The 17,170-nt window shown below is 69.4% G+C and carries 18 protein-coding genes and 1 pseudogene; 11 read left to right on the top strand and 8 right to left on the bottom strand.

Annotated features, from left to right (window positions below):
- Positions 1-102: 102 nt before the first annotated feature.
- Positions 103-639, bottom strand: a complete 537-nt coding sequence (locus AC068A_RS19050; RefSeq protein WP_478586305.1) for a hypothetical protein — start codon at positions 637-639, stop codon at positions 103-105.
- A 460-nt stretch (positions 640-1,099) separates the two neighbouring features.
- Here AC068A_RS19050 and AC068A_RS19045 point away from each other — a divergent pair, with 460 nt between their 5' ends.
- Positions 1,100-1,975: a hypothetical protein gene (locus AC068A_RS19045; RefSeq protein WP_478586303.1), complete on the top strand. Its 876-nt coding sequence runs from the start codon at positions 1,100-1,102 to the stop codon at positions 1,973-1,975.
- A 478-nt stretch (positions 1,976-2,453) separates the two neighbouring features.
- Here AC068A_RS19045 and AC068A_RS19040 read toward each other — a convergent pair whose 3' ends face one another.
- Positions 2,454-2,786: a hypothetical protein gene (locus AC068A_RS19040; protein ID WP_478586301.1), complete on the bottom strand. Its 333-nt coding sequence runs from the start codon at positions 2,784-2,786 to the stop codon at positions 2,454-2,456.
- 77 nt (positions 2,787-2,863) lie between these two features.
- Between AC068A_RS19040 and AC068A_RS19035 the strand changes: the two genes are divergently transcribed.
- Together AC068A_RS19035 and AC068A_RS19030 are read left to right on the top strand one after the other, a co-directional pair.
- Complete coding sequence (locus AC068A_RS19035) at positions 2,864-3,154, top strand: hypothetical protein (RefSeq protein ID WP_478586299.1); 291 nt, start codon at positions 2,864-2,866, stop codon at positions 3,152-3,154.
- A gap of 58 nt (positions 3,155-3,212) precedes the next feature.
- Entirely contained in the window at positions 3,213-3,719 is a 507-nt protein-coding gene (locus AC068A_RS19030; RefSeq protein WP_478586297.1) for an Imm21 family immunity protein, read from the top strand.
- A 544-nt stretch (positions 3,720-4,263) separates the two neighbouring features.
- On the opposite strand, the gene AC068A_RS19025 is transcribed toward AC068A_RS19030, so the two are convergent.
- Together AC068A_RS19025 and AC068A_RS19020 are read right to left on the bottom strand one after the other, a co-directional pair.
- The gene (locus tag AC068A_RS19025) at positions 4,264-4,689 is read right to left on the bottom strand and encodes a hypothetical protein (protein WP_478586295.1); all 426 of its coding nucleotides are present in this window, start codon (positions 4,687-4,689) and stop codon (positions 4,264-4,266) included.
- A gap of 41 nt (positions 4,690-4,730) precedes the next feature.
- Positions 4,731-4,982, bottom strand: coding sequence for a hypothetical protein (locus AC068A_RS19020; RefSeq protein ID WP_478586294.1), 252 nt, complete (start codon positions 4,980-4,982; stop codon positions 4,731-4,733).
- Positions 4,983-5,265: 283 nt separating this feature from the next.
- Here AC068A_RS19020 and AC068A_RS19015 point away from each other — a divergent pair, with 283 nt between their 5' ends.
- The 4 genes from AC068A_RS19015 to AC068A_RS19000 all read left to right on the top strand — a co-directional run bounded on the left by AC068A_RS19015 (position 5,266) and on the right by AC068A_RS19000 (position 8,930).
- Positions 5,266-6,027, top strand: a complete 762-nt coding sequence (locus AC068A_RS19015) for a ParA family protein (RefSeq protein WP_478586293.1) — start codon at positions 5,266-5,268, stop codon at positions 6,025-6,027.
- Positions 6,028-7,134, top strand: coding sequence for a ParB/RepB/Spo0J family partition protein (locus AC068A_RS19010; protein WP_478586291.1), 1,107 nt, complete (start codon positions 6,028-6,030; stop codon positions 7,132-7,134). It abuts the gene before it with no gap.
- Positions 7,135-7,709: 575 nt separating this feature from the next.
- Entirely contained in the window at positions 7,710-8,438 is a 729-nt protein-coding gene (locus AC068A_RS19005; RefSeq protein WP_478586289.1) for an SDR family oxidoreductase, read from the top strand.
- A gap of 210 nt (positions 8,439-8,648) precedes the next feature.
- On the top strand, positions 8,649-8,930 hold the full coding sequence (locus AC068A_RS19000; RefSeq protein WP_478586287.1) for a relaxase domain-containing protein: 282 nt from the start codon (positions 8,649-8,651) through the stop codon (positions 8,928-8,930).
- On the opposite strand, the pseudogene AC068A_RS18995 reads toward AC068A_RS19000, so the two are convergent.
- The 3 genes and pseudogenes from AC068A_RS18995 to AC068A_RS18985 all read right to left on the bottom strand — a co-directional run.
- Positions 8,923-9,225: pseudogene (locus AC068A_RS18995) on the bottom strand (GTP-binding protein); the annotation flags it as partial. The gene AC068A_RS19000 and the pseudogene AC068A_RS18995 sit on opposite strands and share 8 nt — an antisense overlap.
- 126 nt (positions 9,226-9,351) lie before the next feature.
- Positions 9,352-9,927: a DinB family protein gene (locus tag AC068A_RS18990; RefSeq protein WP_478586285.1), complete on the bottom strand. Its 576-nt coding sequence runs from the start codon at positions 9,925-9,927 to the stop codon at positions 9,352-9,354.
- A 628-nt stretch (positions 9,928-10,555) separates the two neighbouring features.
- Entirely contained in the window at positions 10,556-11,347 is a 792-nt protein-coding gene (locus AC068A_RS18985; protein WP_478586283.1) for a phytanoyl-CoA dioxygenase family protein, read from the bottom strand.
- A gap of 534 nt (positions 11,348-11,881) precedes the next feature.
- On the opposite strand from AC068A_RS18985, the gene AC068A_RS18980 reads away from it, so the two are divergent.
- From AC068A_RS18980 to AC068A_RS18965, 4 genes are all read left to right on the top strand, one after another.
- Positions 11,882-12,214 carry a hypothetical protein gene (locus tag AC068A_RS18980; RefSeq protein WP_478586281.1) on the top strand — a complete coding sequence of 111 codons (333 nt, stop codon included), beginning with the start codon at positions 11,882-11,884 and terminating at the stop codon, positions 12,212-12,214.
- A 393-nt stretch (positions 12,215-12,607) separates the two neighbouring features.
- Entirely contained in the window at positions 12,608-13,132 is a 525-nt protein-coding gene (locus tag AC068A_RS18975) for a GNAT family N-acetyltransferase (protein ID WP_478586279.1), read from the top strand.
- A gap of 579 nt (positions 13,133-13,711) precedes the next feature.
- Complete coding sequence (locus AC068A_RS18970) at positions 13,712-14,092, top strand: RNHCP domain-containing protein (RefSeq protein ID WP_478586277.1); 381 nt, start codon at positions 13,712-13,714, stop codon at positions 14,090-14,092.
- Between the two features lie 26 nt (positions 14,093-14,118).
- Positions 14,119-14,541 carry an RNHCP domain-containing protein gene (locus AC068A_RS18965; protein ID WP_478586275.1) on the top strand — a complete coding sequence of 141 codons (423 nt, stop codon included), beginning with the start codon at positions 14,119-14,121 and terminating at the stop codon, positions 14,539-14,541.
- 406 nt (positions 14,542-14,947) lie between these two features.
- On the opposite strand, the gene AC068A_RS18960 is transcribed toward AC068A_RS18965, so the two are convergent.
- Positions 14,948-16,495 (bottom strand): AMP-binding protein, encoded by a 1,548-nt coding sequence (locus AC068A_RS18960; protein WP_478586273.1) that lies wholly within the window; start codon positions 16,493-16,495, stop codon positions 14,948-14,950.
- Positions 16,496-17,170: the final 675 nt, after the last annotated feature.

Genomic DNA, 17,170 nt, shown 5'->3' with positions numbered 1-17,170 from the left:
GCGCGGGATACCGACCACTGCCCGCCCTTCCCCGATGCCTTGGTGGCGACGGTGCGCGAGGTCTCCGGGGTCGCCGTCCTTGGAGCTGCCCGTCCATTGGCATCAAGGGGCAGAGTTGTCGACGATCGCCGTCAGATCGCCTGCTGATTCGGGAGTCAGGCGGTAGAAGCCCTGAAGACTGACCGCGCGCTCCAGGCGGCCATCCACCACGTACTTCAGGCCACGGGTCTTTCCGCGAGCGTTGCGCCAGGTAAGGCGCCCCAGAAGGCCGCCGGGTATCGGCATGTCGAACCGCACAGGCGTGGCATCCACGTGCACCCCCACGGCCCCGCAGCCGTCGGCGCCGAGTGCCGACCAGTCACTGTGCCCAGGGAACGCAGGGTCCTGCCAGGTCGCGGGGGCGGCCCCGCAGCAGTCGCGCCTGTCCATGTCGACCACCCGCATCCGGCTCACCACGAACACTTCACCCCGGTTCACATGGAGCGCATACACCTCGTCCCCAGTACGGATGCCCGACCAGGCGGGAAGAGAGGAATGGGCACCGCTGAAGGCGACAGGGGGCCGCTCGCCCACGCGGCCAGCCTTGCGGAGGGCACGGCAGGTTTCATGGGTCCACAAAACGGTGTAGGCGTCAGACATGCCGCGATCCTACGAACGGGGACTGACAGGCTGGAACAGCCTCTTGAATTGCCCGAACAGGCCCACGCGCCACTGGAGCCGACCGGTAGCTGGTGGTCAAGGTCCGGTGAGACTGGTCAAGTTGAGTGAGACCGGACAGCTCCGGCGAGCACGGCTCTCCTGCCGACTGGACGCCCAGCGGCACGCGGCCAAGGAAGCGTCCGTGGCCTTCGTCGCCGCGGCCGCGACGCTGCTGAGCCCCAACAACCGGTCGTTTCGGCTCCCGTCGGTCGCATCCGCACCTGCCGGACCGGCGCGGCCCACATGGCTGGTGAGAGTTCAAGCAGGGCATGTCTTCTATCGGAGTCACGACTCACGAGGGGGCGGACTGATGACGGTCAACACCGGACTCGGGCATGGACGTACGGGAAGGGGCGCCGGCGCCATACTGCGACTGGCTTCGGTGGCTGCCGGTGTGGCGGTGGCCGCACTCTTGGTCGTGGACTTCCGGCTGACCGGTTCGGCAGGCCAGCAGGTACTCGTGGTGGCGCTGATGGCCGCCTTCGTGAGCGCAGCCGTATGGGCGGCGTCGAGCCTGACGGCTCTCCTGATGCAGCCGTCCCTGCGACGGGCCCAAGGGCTCCTCGCGGAGGAGCCCGACCTCTGGGGTTCTGACCGGGAGTTCTTTGCCCCGGTGCGTCGTCTGATGTTCCTCGGCATGCTGCAGACCCTGGTCAACCTGCTGGTCCTGCTCACCGTGTATCCGCTCGCCCTCTGGGCTGGCGTACGGATCTGCGGCGCCGGGGGTCTGGCGGCGCGCCTGACCGGACTGTGGCCGGTCTTCGTCTCGGGGCTGTTGGTGGCGGCCGTCGCCACGACGGTCGGGACCTTCTTCGCCCTGTTCCGCCGCCGCACCGCCCACGCGGCCGCGCGCTCGCTGGCCGCCGTACTGCTCAATGCCGCCGGACTCGCGCTCGCCTCGCTCGTACTGGACGGCGTCCGGCTCGACTCTGCGCCGGGGTGGCGGCAGGCGCTCGCCCTGTGTGCAGTGGCGTCCCTCTTCATGCTGCCGCGCATCACGCTGTCCCTGCCCGTACCGGGAATCGCCTCGATCGTCCTCGTCTTCTACCACTGCCTGGTGTTGTGGCTGATCTGCGCGGCCTTCGCGTTCGTGGACCCCCGTCTTCACGCCGACGGCTTCTGGCCGCTGGCGGGGGCCACCGCGATCATGTGGGCGGCGGAGTGGCCCGCGCGCCTGGCCGTCGAGCGCGCGCAGGGAGCCGCCGCTCAGCCGGCTCCCTTCCTGCCCGATCCGTTCCCGCCGGATCACGGGTTTCCCTCCGGCCCGCTGTACTGAGGTCTCCGGCCTGTCGCGTCGTCGGCCCCATGCCCCCGAGCGCGCTGCACCCGTACCTCGAGCCCGGCCCGTAGGGCCTTGCGCTGCTGGTGCACCCACCCCCCCCGAGAGGGAAGTCCTTGGTGACGCCGACCTCGGTCTCGGTGTCGTAGGAGACGGCGTGCAGGCGCTTCAACACGGTGCCCCTGCGTGAACGACCCCTCCACGTGCATCACTCACCACTTCGACGACTGGTCCCCCGCACCCAGGAGGACTTGGTGCTGAGTTAGACGAAACCGGCTCTGCCGTACATCTGCCTCTCGACCGGTTTGGCCTCCGTGTTCACGCCCTCAATGCCTACGTTGTGATATTCGCTGGTCGCCGCCGATCCCGGCGTCTCGGTCTTGGACGAGTCCGCGGTTGAGGGCGCGGAGGTGGCGCAGCTCGTCGGCGCGGGCACGATGCGGTTCGCAGCGGAGCGATCGAGGCGCCTTGCAGATCAGCCGTGGTCCTCCCATTCCACCTTGCAGAACCGGGCCTCACTCACCACGGTGTCCCCGGCTCTGGTGGCCCGTACGTACATGTTGAGACCGTCCACCCCCAGATCGCCGCCACAGCCGACCACCAAGCCCAGATCGTCTCGCTCTTCGATGTGCTGGATCAGGGCTGTGTCAACGGCCGAGACCGTCATGCCGATCAGCCGGATGCCCGCGAACTCGACCTGAGGCCCGGTCCGTCCGTGAATGGTGACAGCGCCGAGGGTGGGGGGCCGGTTATGGCCACAGGCGTAGTGAGCGGTCACGCCCACGCGGTCGAAGCGGTCCTCCTCCAAGATCCACTGCCCCACTGGTCGGTGTTGAGGGTGCCTCGGGCGTCGATGATCTTGGGGTCGGTGGTGCGGGTGGCGAAGTGGCCACGTCGTTCTGGAGTTTCGTGAACCGCCGCGACTTCCTGACCGGATCCGGCTTCGCCGTGTCCGCGTTCACCACCCCCGTGACCCGCTGGCTGGTCACCCCCGCCGACGAGGCCGCTGACATGGCCGGCGGCGGGAAGGTCGGCTGCGCTGACCTGGAAGAACAAGGTTCACCGGCTTGGCGTCTGCCTGCCGAGAAGGCTCAGTTGTCGGCATCGAGCGGTGCGCTCGTCCTCGTGACGGCTCCACGAAGCCACGGGCCGAGTCGCACTGTCGGTGGCCGGTGATACCTGTAGGCGTGAAAGGACGCAGACCTGCGTCCGGATGTCATAACGGAGGACTTGGGTGTATTCGCGCAATTCGGTCAACTGGCTCGATGGGACGGACTTCGGCTACTACGCACTGTGTCCCGCGAGCTATCTCGAGGATTGGGACGGCACCGAGGCGAACGAGGTGTCCCAGGCCTACATCAGCAAGATCGCACTCCCTGATCACGGGGAGGTCCTCACCATCGGCGGCCAAGCTCTGCCCGTGACCTACCTGCCGCAGAGCATGACCTTCGTTCAGAACGTCGGCTCCGACGAGGGGGTCGACGTCCCCAAGGAGGTGGAGCGGGCCATGGACGCACAGGGATGGCAGGACGCCGTTGAGATCGCCTTGGACGGTCGCTACTTCCTCATCGATTCCGTTGTGCCCGGTGCGGACACAGAAGAGGAGTACATGATCCAGGTCGACATCCCCCACGGCCGCTACCAGGTTCAGTCACTCTTCATCGACCTCCCGCTGGGCGAGTTCTACCTCCATCGGCTGAGGCCCAGCGATTCACCGCCCCTTGGCCACGGAACCCGCTAGCTGCTGTGACCGCATGGGTTCGCCGGGTTGGTCAGGGCAGCGTTCACCGCCACGCTCACCGCCCGCGGGAGGCCGGCCCCCTGGACCGGCCGCGGCGACGTCGCCGTACGGATCGGCGACCGCGGCCTGGAACACGGCCGCCCGCTTCCCGAGCAGCAGCCCGACGCCGACCCCGTCGCCCTGGTCCTCATCACCCCGACACCGAGACCGCCCTCACCGGCACGCTCCACTGCGCGAGGGCCCGCACCCACAGCGCTTGGACGACGTCGTACCGCCTCCTCACCCACACTCTCGCCGACAGCGACCTCCCACCCGACATCGACCTGCGCTCCTGAGCACACGAAGCGGCCCCCGCCATCCGGACCTTGATCCGAGCGGCGGGGGCCGCTTTTGCGGTCCTGGAGCGGTCAGCTCTCGGGGAGTTTTACGGCCGTAAAACTCGCTGCGCTGCTGCCCCGTCTCGACGGAGTCTGACCAGTCTCACCGAGGTTTGATCGCCGCGCGGTGGCTGTTCCGAGGATCAATGAAGTTGGGCGAAGGGGAGTCACCCCCTACCGGCCTCGGGGCCGACGCCGACGTCCCCTGCTCGCACAGCGGCCGCCGCCTCCAGCAGGAGCCAGCCGTCGACCTCCACCGCCCGCCGCTCCGCCGACTGCCACCCACGAGCCAGCGCCACGTCGAGCAAGGCCCGCACGGCGCCCGGCTCGTGCAGATTCAGGTCTGCACCCTGAGTGAAGCCCACGTCCCCGGAGCCGAAGGGAGCCCCGCCCGGGACGTACCGGCCGGGCCCGTCGGCAAAGATAATGCGCAGCGGGCCGCCGGTGCCGGCCGGCTGCGGGGACAGGGTGAGGATCTGACGGCAGTCCACGGACCGGCCATCGTCGTCCCTTCGATGGCTGTGGCGCATCGTCCACATGTACACCCGCTCGTGGGCGACCAGTCGGCGAGGCTTCTTTGAATGGCGAGGCATGCAGCCGAGGCTACGCGGCCTGATCCGCTGCCCTCCTTTCATCAGCGCAGGCGTGAAAGTCGCAACAGGGCCTCGTTGCGGACGTCGGGGTCTGCATCTGACGTCAGTGTTCGGAGTTGCGTGATCAGCTCGACGCCGTCCTCTTCGGTCGTCCAGCGTGGGTCACAGTCAAGTTCCGCCTCGAGCTGATCGGCCGTTCCCTCGTCAGACGCGACTGCACGCGCCCGGAGCACGGCACGTAGGCCGGCCAGATCCCTCCGAGCCAGCAGGGCCGTCGCGATATCGGAGGTCACTCCGGCGGGACATCTCGATCAAGCTTCGTTGAGACAACACCCCAGCAGTCGATCTTGGGTAAGAACGGTCCACCTTCGCTGAGACAGGACATCAGGGTCTGATGAGACAGGACACAGCGGGGACTGCTCGATGCGGCAGCCGGCTCGCCTGACTCACTCGGTTTTACGGCCGTAAAACCACGGCGCTCCGCACGCCTCGCCTGGTCCCTTTCCGATCATCTGCGAGGATGCTTCCCGTCCATCCGAAGTACCGGGTTCCCGGGAAGTAGTCGGAGAGCAGTACATGCCCTACATCACCGTGCTCTTAAACCGTAAGGGCGGGGTCGGCAAGTCACTCTTGTCGGTCAACCTCGCTGCGGTCTACGCAGAAATCCTCGGCTGCGATGGCGTCGGCGCCGAGACCGCAGGGGACGGCCCGTCCGTGGCGGTCGTCTCAATAGACCCCCAAGGCACCAGCATCGAACATGCCGAGAAGGTGAGGAAGGCCGGCAGGCCGGTCCCCTTCCGCGTGGTCGACGCAAGCCAGAGCCTCGACAAGCTGCGTCGTCTGCGCAGCGCCAAGGCCGACATCGTCATCGTCGACACCCCGGGCTTCATGCCGCTGAAGGCAGAAGACGACGAAGACGAGTCCATCGATCCTCTGGGTGACGGAACTACTGGAGACGCGCTCCGGGCGGTCCTCGATGTTGCCGACGACGTCATCGTCCCCCTTGAAGCAGAGGGGTCGGCCTTCACCCCGACCAGGGTCACCGTTGAGCGGGTCCTTGTTCCCCGCCAGATCCCCTACGGGGTCGTCGTCAACAACTGGGATCCCCGCGACGGCACTGCGGACCGCGACCGCACCATCAGCCTCGTCCAGCGAAGAGGCTGGGAGCTCTACAACGCCACCGTCCGTCACTACAAGCCGCACACCCGCGGCATCACCAACGGGCGATTTTGCACCCAGTACGAGTCCAACCACATCGCCACCAAGGCCAAGCAGGACTTCGTGTCTCTCGCCTTGGAGCACCAGCTCCGCCGCCAGAAGTACGCAGGGGGCCGATAGATGGCCAAGCACGATGAGTTCGACGACTTCTTCGGCGATGACGATAAGACGCCAGCCGTCGACACCCGAGCCGACGGCCGCCTGCTCCGCGTCCCGCTCGGCCGGCTCTGCGCCAACCTGGTCAATCCCCGTACCGAGTTCGGCACCGAAGACGAGCTGGTCGACCTCGGGAACAGCCTGCGACGCCGCCAGATTCAGGCATGCCCTGCCGTGAGCCGCAGCGCGTACCTGAAACTGTGGCCCGACCATGCGCAGCAGGTCGGTGACGTCGACTACGTCCTCGTCGCCGGGGAGCGCCGATACCGCGGCGCCACAGCTGTCGGCAACCCCACCCTGAACTGTGTTGTCGACGACGGCTTGGCCAAGGACCGCAAGACGTTCATGGAGGCCGTGGTCTCCGAGAACGTCGACCGGCAGAACCTCAACCCCATCGAAGAGGCATACGCCGTCCGATCCCTCGTTGCCGAGTTCGGCTCCAACCGCGCCGTGGCCCAGCATTTCGAGCGGGTCGACGGGTGGGTCACCCAGCGCATCCTGCTCACCCACCTGGCCCCTGAGGTTCAGAACCTGGTGCGGAAGAAGGCCATGCCGCTCGACGCCGCGCGATCGCTGGGGAAGCTGGCCCGGGACAACGAATGGGGCGGCACGGAACAGTTGGCATGGTGGCAAGACGAGCAAAGGCAGCGGACGGCAGCGTCTGCTGAGCGGTCGGCCGCCAAGAAGGCCGCCAAAAGGGCCGCTGAGGTGCCTGTCGTTCCCGAGCCGCTGCCTGCACAGCCGCCTGCCGGGCCTGAGCGGCAGGGAGCCGATCCGTTTTACGGCCGTAAAACGGCCCCGGCCGACTCGGCATCGGGCGAGCCGGCTGTCACGGAGCAAGAGGAGCCTGCCGACTCAGCGAGGGAGAATGCGCCATCGGTCCCCGGACAGGCCAACCCAGCCGTAGCCACGACTGGGGGAGGGGGCCAGCCGCTCAAGCCGTTCCCCTACGAGGATGGTGTCGAAGCGGCGCAATGCCTGATCCTCAAGATGCCGACCGACGAGTTCAACACGATGCTGGACCTGCTCAACAAGCACAGGGAACGTCAGGCTGTGGCTGCCGGACGGTGAAGCCCTGAGACGGCAAGGCCGGCGGCGCCGAACCGAACCGGGCCGGGGGATGGGTACGGCCCCCGGCCGACGGTGCACGTGGGTGAGGTAGTCGTAGGGGCGCCGTTGTCGGCTGCCGGCCCGAGTATCAGGGCGTGAGTGGGGGTGCGCCAGATGCGGCGTGTCAGTGCGGGCCCGGTCACCACGGTCGCAGAGGACAAGATCGTTCGCTCAGGGGGCGCGCCGAGGTGTTCGGTCACCGCCTGCGCGGCCTGCGCGGGGCCACGCGATTATCGGGGCCCTGGCCCCCTCGCCCTGGCTCTTCCCCGGCGGCCGGCCCGGACGGCCGATCAGCAGCACACAGCCGACACAGCGCCTGAACCAGCTCGGGATCCGACCCAACCAGGCCCGCAGCACCGCTCTCTCCCAGCTCACCACCGAGATCCCGCCGCGATCCACGCCCGCACCCTGGGCATCCACACCCACGTCGCCTTCGCCTGGCAACGTCTCTCCACAGGCGACTGGGCCACCTACGCTGCCGCAGTCAGCCGCCGCACCTCACCGCAACATCCGACCCATCCACCAGGAGCACCGACATGAGACTCGACAACCACCGCGTCGTCATCACCGCCGCCGGCCGCGATTTCGGCCGCACCCTGGCCATCCGGCTCGCGGACCTCGGCGCCGAGATATTTCTCTCCGCCCGCCGCCTCGCCGCCGCTGAGCGCGTCCGCGATGAGATCCGCGACCGAGGACACGAGCAGGTCCACGCCTTCGCCTGCGACCTGACAGACCCCGCCGCGATCCGCGACTTCGCTGCCGGCGTCGCCCGGCACACCGACCGCATCGACGTGCTGATCAACAACGGCTCCAGCTACCTCGAAGGCCCAGACCTCCAATCCGCCTCCGACGCCGACGTCGTCGACACCATCGCATCCGGCGCCACCGGCACCGTTCTGACCGTGAAGAACTTCCTCCCTCTCCTGCTCAACTCGGACAAGCCCGATGTGGTGACCATGATCTCCGCCTGCGGAGCAGCCGGCCATCACCGCTCGGACGCACACGACGCCTTCTACGCGGCCAAGAGCGCCCAGGCAGGTTTCGCCGAGATCCTCTCCAAGCGCCTGCGCCCCCAGGGGGTCCGCGTGATCTCCCTCTACCCGCCCGACTTCGACAACCCCGACCCGCTCTCCGAGGAGTGGGAGAACACACCGCGCGAGGCCAAGGACGCCCTCACCGCGCAGTCACTCGTGGACTGCATCCTCTTCGCAGTCGCCCAGCCCCGCGACTGCTTCATCAAGGCGTTCCACTTCGAACAGGTCTGACCGATCCCGGGCACATCCACGCACTGCTGCTGTCACCGGGTCCGGGGCCGGCACGGGGTCCCGGACCACAGGCATTCGGACGTTCCGGGCGCCGTCGACGACGCAGCCCGTGTGTCCGCTGACCGATGACCCCACCTGGGTGCTGGAACTGTGCCAGGACATCGCCCGGGACAAGCCGCCGGCGTCGTTGGAGCCGGTCGCGGAGATCCGATGGGGGAGCGGCGGCCGCCACCGGCCCTGGTGAAGGACGGGCTGATCGTCGCGGTGTTCCAGTACCGCGAGGCGAGATCGGGCCAGCCCCTGCTCCACGACCACGCTGTTGTGTCGATACGGGCGCGGCGGCCGGACGGCAAGTGGGGCAACCTGGAGGTTCGGCCCACACACGTTCCATGGGACCACGGCCCGCACCCCAGGTCAGGTAGGCGAGGGTACGGGCCTTTCCGCGTAGGCGGTCGTGACGTGCACGCCAGTGGTGACCTGCCCGTCAGGTGATGACGCTCTGGCACCGTTCGGCAGCCTGCGCCATCGCGTGCCGCACGACCGCGATAAGGAGCTCCTTGACGGACACCCTCCGCCGCGCGTCACACAGGACGACCGGCACAGCGGGGTCGAGGTCCAGGGCCTGGCGAACCGCGTCGGCGGGGTAATGGACAGCGCCGGCGAAGCAGTTGACGCCGACCACGAACGGGATGGATCGCCGCTCGAAGTAGTCGACAGCGGCGAAGCAGTCCTCCAGGCGGCGGGTGTCGGCGAGCACGATGGCACCCAGGGCACCGGCGGCAAGCTCATGGAGGTCGCGGAGGCCCGCAGCGACCACATTGAAGGTGATGCCACGCGGGTGGCCCCACCTGATCGACGGCTGCCTCACCGCCACAGGCCTGACCCTCACACCACCGACCCCACCCTGAAAACCTCATTGGCCTACTCGGCCGTCGATCCTCTCGCGCAGCAGGTCCGCGTGGCCGCAGTGCCGCGCGTACTCGGCGATCTGCGCCACCAGGATCTCGCGCAGCGGCGCCTCCCCGGTCCGTGTGCCGAGGTCGGCGAAGCCGGCGATGAAACGGTCGGTCACCTCGCTCTCGGCCCGCCACTGCCGCCAGGCGTCCGCCACGACCGCCGGGTCGGCGATCGCGCCGTTCCAGTCGCCGTCACGGTCTTCGGCGGTGCGGTAGATCCTGGGCGAGTCCTCGCCGGCCATCCGGCGGAAGTGCCGCTCGTCCTCGGCCATGTGCCGCACCAGCCCGAGCAGGGACATCGTGGACGGCGGCACGGAGCGCCGGGCCATCTGCTCGGCGTCCAGGCCCGCACACTTCATCTCGACGGTCAGGCGGAAGTAGCGCAGACTCTCCAGCAGCGTGCCGCGTTCGTCGACCGTCTCGGCCTCGGTCTCGCGCGGGTCGTCGTCCGGGTCGACCCACATGTCGGGGTAGATGGTGGAGGGGGTCCACCGAGTCGCCGGTGCCTCGTTGTTGCGCTCGCCTGAGTCCATAATCGCATCGTGGTGCGCATCGACTCCCGCCGCCACTGATTATCGCATCCGGGTCGGCCTGCAGCCGACCGACCGCGTCCCGCTTCCGTGGCGTCCAGTCCGCCAAGTCACTGCTGCTCCAGCCCCCTTGACCAGGTCCGCCACCCGACGCGTTGCCCCTTGACCGCACCCGCTGGGACAGCCGATCAGACCGTGGTCAAGGGGGTCTGTGATAGAGGCGCTCGCCTCCCTGCGGTGCGCACCTGATGCGCGCGGTGCGCACCATCGCCGTCTCCGGTGCGCACTGCACGGCGGTCAGGCGCACCAGGTGTGCATCGGCCGGTGTGGGGTGCGCGTCGAGGGCCGGGCCCACTCCGACCGCCTCCAGCTGGCGCAGGACATCGGCGACGTCCTCGTGGTCCTCGGTGAGGAACTGCAGGGCGAACTCGACGATGACCGCGAGGGCGATGCCCTCCGCCGCATCCGGCCCGGTCTGCGCCCATGTCTGCAGGACGTACGGGCCGCCGCGCTGTTCGCGACGACCTCAACGAGAGCCTGCGGCCTTGACACTGTGGACGGAGTCCGCCGTCGGACGGGGGTGAAATCTCGCCCCGCTCCGTTGACCTCTCGCAGTGAAGACTGAGGATTCTCAGCGAAGGCTGGTGACCGGGGTGTCCTGTCCGAGGCCCCGACGGATCGCGATCTCCACGGGTGAGTACGCGCCGTCGGCCCGCTCCAGTTCGTACGGCGCGGCCGGCATCAGCGGCGGCTGGGCCATGAAGCGCGGTCGCACCCCATGGTGCGGCTGCGCCGCGTGCACCAGGAACGGATGGCACAGGAAGACGTCGCCCGGGGACCCGGTGGCGAGGGCGAGCGGCCGGTGGTCGGACGCCGCCACCAGATCGGACGCAAGAGCCAGCCCGCTCGCCCCGTCCTCCCCGTACTTCTCCAGCACCTTCGGCACGTCGAGGTGTGAGCCGACCCGGATCCGGGTCGGGGCGTCCTCCTCACCGACCTCGCTGAACAGGAGCAGCATCAGCAACGCCCGGCCCCGGGAGCGCAGGTTTGTGAAGTACCAGCGCTCGCCCTCCGGCAGATAGCTCCCCTCGATGTGCCAGCCTGCATCGTCCGGCTCCTCCTCGTGCGGGAAGCGCAGCGGGAACGAGCCCAGCGAGTAGCGCGGCTCCCAGCGACCCGCGCCGACGAGCAGGTCGTACGCGTGATGCAGGGAAGGGGAGTTGGGTGCGGCGGCGAACGGCCCCTGCGCCATGCCGGCCACCCAGTGCACGGGCTGCGTCCACGTCGCAGGATCGTCCGGGTCGCAGCCCGTCTCTCGCCACAGCAGCCGCGCGCAGTCCGCGGCCACGCGCGGCGCGACGGCGCCCTCCAACTTCACGAAGCCGTCGCGGAGGAAGCGGGATACCAAGGTCGTGTCATCCATGCCCCCATCGTGCGGCGGCACCGGTCCCGATCACCCGACATTCTCCGCACCGCCTTTGTCGGGTGTTCACCGAGCATCACGGCTTGGCAAAGCCCGAAGCCCGGCGTCACACAGGCGCCTTCGCAGACACCTGTGGCAGGTGAACGGCGGGACAGGCCCGCCTCAGCCTTCAGGAGCGCCCGTGGCGAGTACCGCCGATGATCCCGGGCAGACCCCTGTCCGCGCCCGGACAGCCACCTCCACAGACCCCTCCGTGCCCCCCTCCGCGCCGACTTCTCGGCACCGTGCCGTCTCCGCAGGTCAGACCGTGCGGTCAAGGGGGCGGGCGAGGTCCGATAACCCTTCTGCCGTCCGACCCGAGTACCGGTGCGGGTCGACAGGGCCTCGGAGGCGGGAGGTGCAGCAGGCGCTGGGGATCCGGGCCCGGGGCCACAGCACCACCTGGCACGAGAGGGGCACCACCATGAGCACCGCGACGACCGAGCTGCACCGGTTCCTCACCATCACCGGCCAGCGCCTGAAGAGCGGCCAGCCATGCCCGAGATGTTGTCCCCGGCCGTGGACGCCGCCTGGCACGACATCCTCGGCACCCCCGCGTACGCGGCCCTGTGCCAGGAGACCGCCGGCCAGCCGATCCGCCACGTCGCGAACAACGGCCACGGCCCGATCGCTTGGGCCGCCGACTACGAAGCCGCCTACGGTCCGCTCCCGGAGATCTGGTTCACCAACGCCGACGGCACCGCGGACGACCAAGCCCTCGCCCGCTACCGCTCCACCGGCACCCTGGTCGCCGAGTGGGACTGCGGCCCCGCCGGCGGCGACGGCGACGACCTCACGCCCGAGCAGCCGGATACCGGCCGCCGGTGACCACCGGACACACCAGCGCAGCGCCCCGGCCCTCGCCTGCGTCCCTGACCCCGACGGGCGCCTGCCGTACCGGGGCGCTCTCACCCACACGACCGCCCCCGAGATCGCCACCGCCATCCTCTCCACCCCCACCGACAGCCACATCCAGGCGCAGCCGGCCTCCGATGTCTGGAGCCTGGGCGCATCCCTCCTCTGGTGCTGGACCGGCCACCGCCCCGTCCCCTACGACGACAACGCCGACCGGCCGGACAAGCTCGCCGCCATCGCCAAGGGCACCACCACGGCGCTCCGCGACGTACGGCCCTGGCCGTTCCCCGACTTCGAGAACACCATCACCGCGTGCCTGGCCCCCGACCCCGCCGACCGCCCCACCGCGAAGGAGCTGACCACCGCATGGTGACCCTGCGCGCCCTGGCCCTCGAGGACGCCGAAGCCCTCACCCGCATCTACAGCGGCGCCTCCGTCCGGTACACCACCGGCCAGGCCCTCACCCACGACCAGGCCCAGGAGAAGGTACGCGCGGCCCTCGCCCGAGCCGCCGAAACCCCGCGCGCACAGTGGAGCTGGGCCATCCTCGTCCACGGCGAGATGATCGGCCTGATCGCCCTGCGGCGACGCTCCCCGACCATGGGCACCCTCAGCTACATCCTCCGCGACGACACCTGGGGCAACGGCTACGCCACCGAAGCCGTCAAGCACGTCGTCGCCCACGCCTTCACCACTGCCGGCCTCGAACGCCTGGAAGCCATGCACCACCCCGCCCACCCCGCCCACCCCGCCTCCGGCCGCGTCCTTGCCAAGGCCGGCTTCACTCGCACCGGCACCTACGAGCAGCCGGCCGCGGACGGATCGGCCGTGCCGTACACGGTGTACGTGTTGCCGGCCGCTGCCCTCCATCGGGGAGCGGGTAGCAGCTGACCGCGGCTCGGAGAGCACGGCGGGCCGCGAAGGGGTACTCGTGCCGCATGAGCCGTGAGCGGGTGCGGTGGCCGGCCGTGGTGGACCAGGCCCGGGAGATCGTGGAGGGGTACGAGGGCGGTGTCACCTCCTGGCTTGCCGAGTACGGCATTCCGGTGCTGGTGGTCCGAGGCTTCGCTCGCAGTCCCGACGTTCCGCGAGGCGCCGTCAGGCGACGGCTCCGCAGGGGGCGAGGCTGAGGGGCGAGGCTGGGGGGCGAGCGCGCGGGTCCGGTGCGTCGAATAATGCGTTGACACCCCCGGAAGGCGTCCTGTTAGCCTTCCAGGGTCGTTCTGTTTCGTTCTGGGCCTGTGTGCCCTGGAAAAGGGTGTTTGATGTCCCGGCCCGCGCCGAGTGCGCCTCGCCGTACCGCGTAACCGTCCGCTGTTTCCCGCTGCCCGCTTCTCCGGGCGGCTGCCGGACGTGTTCTCCGGTGCTCTGACCTGCCTGTCCGCCGTTCCATGGCGTTTTCGGGCCCTCTGACGAGGCCACTCGGCCTGCTCTTGCTGTCATGACCGACTTCCAGCAAGGAGCACCCGGGTGTCCAGCAACACCAGCAACACCAGCAACACCACCAACACTTTCAGCCTCGGCACCTTCGCCTGCGCCTGGTGCGGGCTGACCGTGTCCGCGTACGCCGCCGACGGCGCGCCGCGCAACCACTGCCCGTCCTGCCTGCACTCCCGGCACGTCCTCGACCACGTCGAGGGCGGTCCGAGCGACTGCGAGGGCCGGATGTCCCCGATCGCCATCGCCGTGCTCCGCACTGGTGACTGGATGGTGATCCACCGCTGCGTGCGCTGCGACGAGCTCACCTCGAACCCGGTCCGCGCCGACGACAACCAGCTCATCCTGATGCGCATGGCGGTCCGCCCACTGGCCCAACCGCCCTTCCCGCTCGAAGCGTTCGGAACCCTCTGACCGCCCGACAGGGAAGGAGTACCGCCATGTCACGCAACAACCACAGCGGTCGCGGGCGACGGCGCCGTCCGCAGCGGCACAAGGACGTCCTGCACACCCAAGGCGGCCACCGGGCAGGCGCCTTCCGGTGCACCTCCTGCCGGCTCGACGTGTCCCTGGACGCCCCCGGCACCGCACACCGCAACCACTGCCCCAACTGCCTGGCCAGCCTGCACGTCGACCGGAAGATCCCCGGCGACCGCGACGCGGACTGCCGCGGCCGGATGGAGGCGCTGGGCATGTCCGTCCGCACCGACGGCGAGTGGATGATCATCCACCAGTGCGCCTCCTGCGGCGAACTCAGCGCCAACCGCATCGCCGGCGATGACAACCCGCTCGCCTTGGTCCGCCTCGCCCTCAGACCCCTCGCCGACCCCAAGTACGCCGGCCGTGCCCTGCTCACCCTGTGACCCGCCCGCGGCGGCCGTGGGCGGGCCGCACGCGCGGCCAGCACCTGCAGCCGCGCCCCGTCCACGGCGCCAACCGACCACGACCAAGACTTCCATCTCCACGGAAAAGGAACACCCCAGCAGTGAAGATCAGGACCGAGACCCGCACGACACCGAGCGCGTACGCGAGGTGATCACCGCGGCCCCTTCGGCTCCCCCGAGGACGCCGACCTCGTCGACGCCCTGCGCGCCGACGCGTGCCGGATCCCCGAACTACCCGCGGTTCGGCTTCGAACGCGCCGACGCCCACGGGGTCACCTGCACTCTCAGCGCCGGCCCCGGCGAGGCCAACATGGTCCTCTCCCTCGACGGCAGCCCGATCCCGTCCGGTGACATGACCTTCGTCCCGGCACGGTGTCGTCCATCGTCAGGGAGACTCGACCAGCGTGACGGCCCGGCCGCGGAGCAGCTTCTTGTCCGGCTTGCCCGCGTCGGTCAGGGGCAGCGCGTCGACGAAGGTGATGCTCGCGGGCTCGTACATGGCGCCCTTCCTGTCCCGCACCATGGCGCGCAGCTCCTTTTCGCCGACGTCGCCGCCCGGCGTGCGGACGACGACGGCGTGGACCCGCTCCATGAGGCTGGCGTCGGGGACCCCGAGCACTGCGCTCTGCCGGACCTGCGGGTGGGAGTTCAGCACGTCTTCCAGTTCCACCGTGTACACGTGGCCTCCCATCACCACGATCATGTCTTTGAGCCGGTCCACGATCGTGACGTAGCCGTCCGAGTCGACGAACCCGATGTCACCGGTGTGGAGCCAGCCGTCCCGCAATACCTCCGCGGTGAGCTCGGGCTGCTTCCAGTAGCCCTTCATCACGTGTGGGGAACGGACGCATATCTCGCCGTGCTCGCCGGCGGGCAGGTGCCGTCCTTCCGGGTCGAGGACGGCGACCTCGACGCCTTCCATGATCTTCCCGGCGGTGCGCAGTAGCCACGGGCGTTGCGGATCGTGGTCCTCGGGGGAGAGCCTGCTGATCGCGCCCGCTTCGTTCTGGCCGTAGAACTGGTTGAGTACGGGGCCGAAGCGCCGGACCGCCGCCGCGAGGCGGGTCGGGGAGGATGCGCAGCCCCCGTAGGTGAGCATGCGCAGGCTGGAGGTGTCGGTGCGGTCGACCGCGGGGTGGTCCATCAACTGGTAGAGGAGCGGCGGCAGCAGGAACATGTGGGAGATGCGCTCGCGCTCTATGGCAGCGAGCACGGCACCGGCTTCGAACTCGTCAAGCAGGACGACGGTGCCGCCGCGGTGCAGCGTGGTGTCCGCCATGTGGCCTGCAGCATGCGCGAGGGTGGTGCACACGAGGGCCCTGACGTGACCCTCCTCGGACCAATCCGGTCCGATCGACGCCCGCTGCTTGAAGGTCGTACAGATTGCCTTGGGATGACCGGTGGTGCCACCGGTGTGACGGATGGTGCAGATGTCCTGCGGATGCGCCGCGCCCGGTAAGACCTCGGTGGATTGCTCGGCGGCGAGGTTCACCAGGTCCAGACCCACACCGGTGCCTCCGCCGAGGACCAGCACCCGTTCCAGCGGCACCCGCTGGGCCAGGTCGGCGGCGCGATCGCGGTAGGCGGGGTCGACAATCAGCGCCCGGGTTTCGACGTCCCGGAGGATGTCGGCGTGCACGTCGGCCGAAAGACCGGGGTAGAGGTGGTTCACGGCGCAGCCGAGCAGTCCGGCGGCGTGGCGGGCCGCGATCGTCTCGGGAAGGTTGCCGGAGAGGAGGGTGACCGTCTGACCGCGCCTCACCCCCTGGGACCGCAGCGCGCGTGCCATGCCGTAAACGAGACCGCGTAGTTCACCCGCGCTCACACGCCGGCCCCGGTGTACCAGGGCCTCACGGCCGGGTTCCTCTTCCAGGGCGTCAAGAATCTCTTCCACGTGGCTGTGGAAGTGTTCGGTGGTGTCGTCCACACACATCTCCGTTGGTTGACTTGAGCAACTAATGGAAGCCTAACGGTCGGTGATCCACCAGCCCAAATCGGACGCCGACATCCAGCCAGTACTCCCCGCACTCGTCCACGCGCCCGTCCGCGCCCTCCGTCGTGCCCGCGCATCGCGTTCGTCTTCGCCCCGGCCCCGCGCCGCGCGGCCCCGGAAACGAGGGAGGCAGCCTTCCACGAGCGGGCCCGCGGCGTCGGGGGCGTGAACCACCGGCTCGCCGTGGCGACCACGACCCTGCCCCTGCTGACCCGCGACGGGGCCGATCGGCCGGTGTGGCGGGTCGTCGGCCGCGGCGAGGACCGCCTGCCCCTGGCAGCACTGCCGAAGGCACGGTGAGCGCGACGGGGTGACAAGCCATCCGGCAGGGGCTTGCCCGCCCGCTGCGGGAGCCGGCCCAACAGGCTGGGCAAGCCCAAAGGGAGCCTGGGCAAGCCGCCTTGAACAGCGGCTTGCCCACCCAGGCCGGAGCGCCTCCTCAACGAGGCCGCGTTGACCGACGGCCGGTGACCGGTTCGGCCGGGAGTTGCACGGGCCGGTCACGGCGCTGACGCGCTGTTTGACCGATCACGGGAGGCGGATCGGTCACGCTCGGTCCGCCGACCGGGCATCGGTCACGGGCCTGGCTGGGCAAGCCTCTCCGCACGAGGGGCT

The sequence above is a fragment of the Streptomyces sp. NPDC043854 genome (genome assembly GCF_056436005.1).
The sequence above is the reverse complement of the archived record's forward strand: the minus strand, read 5'-3'. Positions and strand labels throughout refer to the sequence as shown.

Coding starts and splice junctions, on each gene's coding strand:
- AC068A_RS19025 (WP_478586295.1), bottom strand. CDS start 4,689: ATGCCTCGCCATTCAAAGAAGCCTCGCCGACTGGTCGCCCACGAGCGG.
- AC068A_RS19000 (WP_478586287.1), top strand. CDS start 8,649: ATGGGGGAGCGGCGGCCGCCACCGGCCCTGGTGAAGGACGGGCTGATC.
- AC068A_RS18965 (WP_478586275.1), top strand. CDS start 14,119: ATGTCACGCAACAACCACAGCGGTCGCGGGCGACGGCGCCGTCCGCAG.
- AC068A_RS18975 (WP_478586279.1), top strand. CDS start 12,608: ATGGTGACCCTGCGCGCCCTGGCCCTCGAGGACGCCGAAGCCCTCACC.
- AC068A_RS19010 (WP_478586291.1), top strand. CDS start 6,028: ATGGCCAAGCACGATGAGTTCGACGACTTCTTCGGCGATGACGATAAG.
- AC068A_RS19015 (WP_478586293.1), top strand. CDS start 5,266: ATGCCCTACATCACCGTGCTCTTAAACCGTAAGGGCGGGGTCGGCAAG.
- AC068A_RS18980 (WP_478586281.1), top strand. CDS start 11,882: ATGCCCGAGATGTTGTCCCCGGCCGTGGACGCCGCCTGGCACGACATC.
- AC068A_RS18960 (WP_478586273.1), bottom strand. CDS start 16,495: ATGTGTGTGGACGACACCACCGAACACTTCCACAGCCACGTGGAAGAG.
- AC068A_RS19050 (WP_478586305.1), bottom strand. CDS start 639: ATGTCTGACGCCTACACCGTTTTGTGGACCCATGAAACCTGCCGTGCC.
- AC068A_RS18985 (WP_478586283.1), bottom strand. CDS start 11,347: ATGGATGACACGACCTTGGTATCCCGCTTCCTCCGCGACGGCTTCGTG.
- AC068A_RS19005 (WP_478586289.1), top strand. CDS start 7,710: ATGAGACTCGACAACCACCGCGTCGTCATCACCGCCGCCGGCCGCGAT.
- AC068A_RS18990 (WP_478586285.1), bottom strand. CDS start 9,927: ATGGACTCAGGCGAGCGCAACAACGAGGCACCGGCGACTCGGTGGACC.